This is a genomic window from Psychrobacillus sp., assembly GCF_056205495.1.
This window is the reverse complement of sequence record NZ_JBAEAP010000083.1, coordinates 1-4,108: the sequence shown is the minus strand read 5'-3', so window position 1 is coordinate 4,108 and position 4,108 is coordinate 1. Positions and strand designations below refer to the sequence as shown.

Sequence of the window (4,108 nt, the reverse complement as noted above, 5' to 3'; positions counted from 1 at the left end):
AGCCTTTAGGAATTGAATTCCAGACCCGAATACTAAAACTCACTAAAGGATTTAGGAGCGGTAGATTGACTGTAATTAAGGTTGTTTTAGGTAACACATTACCAAAGAATACTTCCGACATATTAATCTCACAAAAAGTAGAAATTGATGAAAATAGAAAAGAATTCCGTTCTCGTATTGAACAAACGAACGAACAAATAACATTGGAAGTGGAAGCGGTAAATGAATCGATAGCTGCAATGACTTTGAAAGCCGATAATATATCTCTTTCAGTAAGCAGTCTAAATAATCGGGTGGGAGAAGCTGAATCTTCTATTAATATCCAAGCTAGTCAAATTCAATCGAAAGTAGAAATACGGGATTTTAATGGACAAACAATTACATCTAAAGTTACTCAGGATCCATACGCAATATCTGCTTTAGCTCAAAATCTTAACCTACAGGGGCTTGTTACAGTAACAAACTTAAATACTCCTGGACAAACGGTTATAGATGGAGGAAATATTTACGGTAGTTCTTTTGTGGTAGGAAGAGGAACTGGTTCTACTTTGACAATGACTGCAGTTGCAGGCTCTCATGTAATCAGTTCAATAGATGCCAATGGATTAAGCGTAGCTTCCAACGGTTCAATGGGATTAAGAGCAAACGGCTATTATGGTGTTTATGTTCCAAACTCACCTTTGGTAGCCCAACAAGGCTTTCGTGTGGAAGGGGGAGTAAGCCAATTTAATACAGGGGTAACGGTCAATTCAACTTTAAACGCGTCTTCATTACAACAAGGAGGATATCCAGTAGCTACTACCACTTGGGTTGCAAACATGAACTATGCTTCTCAATATCAGCTTAATGAAGGGCTAAGACAAAAAGAAATCGATATAGTCGCATGGGTAAATAACAATTTTGTAAGAAAATAAGGAGGAAACAATTTGTTAACAATTGGACTGAAAAATAATGAAAAAATTACAGCTAACGGATCCGTAGGAAGTTTAGAGGAATTTGTAACTCAAATCAATAATCAAGCTATAATTTCAATTACGGTTGGGACGGTACCAATCAATAAAAATGCATTCTTTATATGAAGCACATTTACCAGTTAGTAACTTAGAAAAATCGATTTTATTTTATCAAAATCTGGGATTAGAAAAAGCCTATAAACAAGACAACCTAGCTTTTTTCTGGATTGTTAAAGGAGAAAGTTGGCTTGGTTTATGGGAAAGTGACAAAGTTGAGATACCTTATCACCCTTCTATACGTCATATTGCATTTAGAGTAGATAAAGAGGATGTCATTTTGGCTAAGAAATGGTTAAATGAAAAAGGGATAGCTATTCGTACTTCATTTGGCTTTAATGAATACCGTCAACCACTTGTGTTACCTAATAATCCACATGCACATGCTGCAATCTATTTTGATGATCCGGATGGTAACTCAATTGAGTTCATCACACCGATTAGATTAGATTTTCCAGAAGATTTTAAGATGATGACATTCGAAGAATGGTTGAAACGCGAGGTATAACTGCAGAGTATCTTATTCAGCTAACGATTGATTTTTGGTAAAATCGAGTTTGTGAAAGATCTTACTCTAACGCACGCTAATTCAAGAATATCAATATAAAGTAAGAGGTAATATAATGAAAAATCATGGGGGATGGTAGTTTGAAAGTGGAGGTTAAGAGTTTTATTGAGAAACCAATAAAAGCAACTGAACTTATTAGACTTTATAATGATGCAGGTTGGTGGGAAGATAGAAAAGAACAAGATATTGAAGAAATGTTAAAACGGGAAATATCTGTTGGTGCGTGGAAAGGTGATGTTTTAATAGGATTTGCTAGGGCTGTATCGGACGGTAAATTTAGGGCTTATATTGAAGATGTTGTATTACATACAGAATTTCAAAAGTCAGGTATTGGGACGAAAATTGTATCACAATTGTTAATGGAACTATCTCACATTGATGTAATTAGTCTGTTTTGTGAAGAGGATTTAATTCCATTTTACGAGAAAAATAAGTTTAAATATAGCAAATCTCAATTTGTAATGCACAGAAAATAAAGCATATTATTTTGTGCTACGGGTGCGTTAGTCAAAAAACAAAATCATAGAAAATGAGCTTGGGGATATATTTTCCAGCTCATTTTTTAGATTCATTTTAAATTATCAAATTCCTTTGTAACGCAAATATATAAAAGGGGGATATAATTATTTCCTATGTATTAATAAGATTTATATTTATTTTACTTAGATTTTAACCCCATTTTAACCCCAACTACAAAAATTAAAATATTCTTCGTGTAAATAAAAAAAACCACAAACCTTGTGATAACAAGGGTTATGGCTACTATTAATATATGGTCCCGACTGGTCTCGAACCAGCGACCCCCACCTTGTCGAGGTGGTGCTCTCCCAACTGAGCTACAAGACCGGGTTTTGAAGTTAATCTGATTTTATCATATTCCAGAGTTGGTAGTATATAGTTTTTTCTTTTAATCCTAATTGGGGTGTCATAAATTCCTCACATCTCCCTATACTGAGGTACTTGCTTGGGACTGCTCCATTCCACTAAGATGGAAGAGATAGTGGGAGGGGCTATGATCATGTTAACTGAAGCGCAGGAATTTATAAGACTTTATTACATAGAGACAGGTAAAGAGGAACGTGAGATGGTTGCTCGCCTGGAAGAAATAGAAGATGAAATTAATCGCAGGGGCACATATGTACATACAACCGAGGAGCTGGAGTTCGGTGCTAAGGTTGCTTGGCGGAACAGCAATAAATGCATTGGTCGTTTATTTTGGCAAAGCCTGACTGTTTTCGATAAGCGAGATTTATGTAGAGAAGAAGACATTTTCAAGGCATTGCTTGACCATATTGAGCACGCTACGAACGACGGCCGAATCAGACCGACGATTACTATTTTTTCTCCGAAAGATGTTCGTGTTTGGAATCACCAGCTCATTCGTTATGCTGGCTATGAAACCGAGGATGGAGTCATAGGAGATTCTGATTCCCTTACTTTTACGAAAGTATGCGAGGGGCTTGGCTGGAAAGGGAAGGGGACAAACTTTGATGTGCTCCCGCTTGTCATTCAAGTGAATAATCAGTCTCCAAAGGTTTTTGACATTCCTGATTCGTATATTTTAGAGGTTCCTTTTCGACATCCAGAAATGGATTGGTTTCAAAACCTTCAGCTAAAATGGTATGCCGTTCCGATGATTTCTAGCATGAAGCTGGATATTGGCGGGATTACGTATGCTGCTGCTCCATTTAACGGCTGGTATATGGGAACAGAAATAGGTGCACGAAATCTTGCGGATGATTATCGGTATAATATGCTACCTACTATTGCTAAGCGAATGGGCTTGAACACGAAATCGAATGCTTCTCTTTGGAAGGACCGCGCATTGGTCGAACTGAATGCTGCTGTTTTATATTCCTTTAAGGAGGACGGGGTGAGTATCGTGGATCATCATACTGCTGCTCATCAATTTAAAAAGTTTGAGGAAATAGAAAGGGATGCAGGGAGAGACGTCACTGGGAACTGGGCTTGGCTCATCCCACCGATGTCACCAGCAACAACCCATGTCTTTCACAAGCCTTATAACAATGAAAAGATAACGCCAAATTATTCCTACCAGCCAAACCCATATTAATAGTTAGTTAAATACCAAAAGACCATCCAGTTCAAATACGGATGGTCTTTTTTTATGAATATAAGTATAGGAATTAAAGCTTCAAAAAGGTTTATCCGATAAATCTGCAGAATAAGTTAATCTATGTAAATACAATCATGAAGCAGTCGAGAAAGAGAATGGTCTACAAGGAGGATGTGGAAGATATTACACCCTCGCTTTATCTGAGTTCTCCTTTTTCAGTCTCTAATCACCTTTTTCTAAAGTAGTCGATTATGCTAACAGTGATTGTAAGGGTAAAATATGTCACACTATACATAAATGAAATGTTGTACGGGATGAAAAATACGAAATAACAGAGAATGATCATTAAGAACGTATTGTATATTAAAATAGCATTCCCGGTGCTTATAGCCTGGATATTCCATTTAAACAGATTATAAATTATGGTACCAGCCATGATAGCAATCGTGAGTA

At 36.7% G+C, this 4,108-nt stretch carries 6 protein-coding genes and 1 tRNA gene; 5 read left to right on the top strand and 2 right to left on the bottom strand.

Features of this window, described 5'->3' with window-relative positions:
• Window positions 1-65 precede the first annotated feature (65 nt).
• From AC06OU_RS02620 to AC06OU_RS02605, 4 genes are all read left to right on the top strand, one after another.
• Window positions 66-914, top strand: a complete 849-nt coding sequence (locus tag AC06OU_RS02620) for a hypothetical protein (RefSeq protein ID WP_475853784.1) — start codon at window positions 66-68, stop codon at window positions 912-914.
• Between the two features lie 12 nt (window positions 915-926).
• Window positions 927-1,079 carry a hypothetical protein gene (locus AC06OU_RS02615; RefSeq protein WP_475853782.1) on the top strand — a complete coding sequence of 51 codons (153 nt, stop codon included), beginning with the start codon at window positions 927-929 and terminating at the stop codon, window positions 1,077-1,079.
• Complete coding sequence (locus AC06OU_RS02610; protein ID WP_475853780.1) at window positions 1,063-1,518, top strand: VOC family protein; 456 nt, start codon at window positions 1,063-1,065, stop codon at window positions 1,516-1,518. The genes AC06OU_RS02615 and AC06OU_RS02610 overlap by 17 nt, the downstream gene beginning before the upstream one ends.
• A 140-nt stretch (window positions 1,519-1,658) precedes the next feature.
• Window positions 1,659-2,054: a GNAT family N-acetyltransferase gene (locus AC06OU_RS02605; RefSeq protein ID WP_475853778.1), complete on the top strand. Its 396-nt coding sequence runs from the start codon at window positions 1,659-1,661 to the stop codon at window positions 2,052-2,054.
• A gap of 297 nt (window positions 2,055-2,351) precedes the next feature.
• Here AC06OU_RS02605 and AC06OU_RS02600 read toward each other — a convergent pair.
• A tRNA-Val gene (locus AC06OU_RS02600) sits at window positions 2,352-2,424 on the bottom strand.
• A 166-nt stretch (window positions 2,425-2,590) separates the two neighbouring features.
• Between AC06OU_RS02600 and AC06OU_RS02595 the strand changes: the two genes are divergently transcribed.
• Entirely contained in the window at window positions 2,591-3,652 is a 1,062-nt protein-coding gene (locus AC06OU_RS02595) for a nitric oxide synthase oxygenase (protein WP_475853776.1), read from the top strand.
• A gap of 229 nt (window positions 3,653-3,881) precedes the next feature.
• Here the strand turns inward: AC06OU_RS02595 and AC06OU_RS02590 are convergent.
• On the bottom strand, window positions 3,882-4,108 hold a 227-nt coding region (locus AC06OU_RS02590), incomplete at its 5' end, for a hypothetical protein (protein WP_475853774.1).

Excerpts from the sequence above, each read along its gene's own strand:
- AC06OU_RS02610 (WP_475853780.1), top strand. The coding sequence starts at position 1,063 with ATGCATTCTTTATATGAAGCACATTTACCAGTTAGTAACTTAGAAAAA.
- AC06OU_RS02595 (WP_475853776.1), top strand. The coding sequence starts at position 2,591 with ATGATCATGTTAACTGAAGCGCAGGAATTTATAAGACTTTATTACATA.